General features: G+C 49.0%; 1 protein-coding gene. It reads right to left on the bottom strand.

The annotated features are described in order from the left end of the window. On the bottom strand, positions 1 to 206 hold a 206-nt coding region (locus LKK83_RS13470; RefSeq protein WP_324631683.1), incomplete at both ends, for an HNH endonuclease.

The following is a 206-nucleotide window of genomic DNA, read 5'->3' as shown; positions in this document are numbered from 1 at the left end:
CCCTTGGACTGATTGCACGGATGGCAGGCTAAAGTCAGGTTTGAGACACGATCGCTACCTCCTTTCGATTGCGGATGGATGTGTTCTACCTCTAAGGGTGTATTTTCAGCGCAATAAGCGCATTTACGGCCCCACTTTTCGAGCAAATACTCCCGTACTTCGTACCCAAAGAGTTCGCCTTGTTGGTATTCAACACCCGATACTTC

Origin of the sequence: Phormidium sp. CCY1219 (assembly GCF_035615515.1) — a bacterium.
In the GTDB taxonomy this organism is placed as follows: Bacteria; Cyanobacteriota; Cyanobacteriia; order Cyanobacteriales; family Laspinemataceae; genus CCY1219.
The sequence above is the reverse complement of the archived record's forward strand: the minus strand, read 5'-3'. Positions and strand labels throughout refer to the sequence as shown.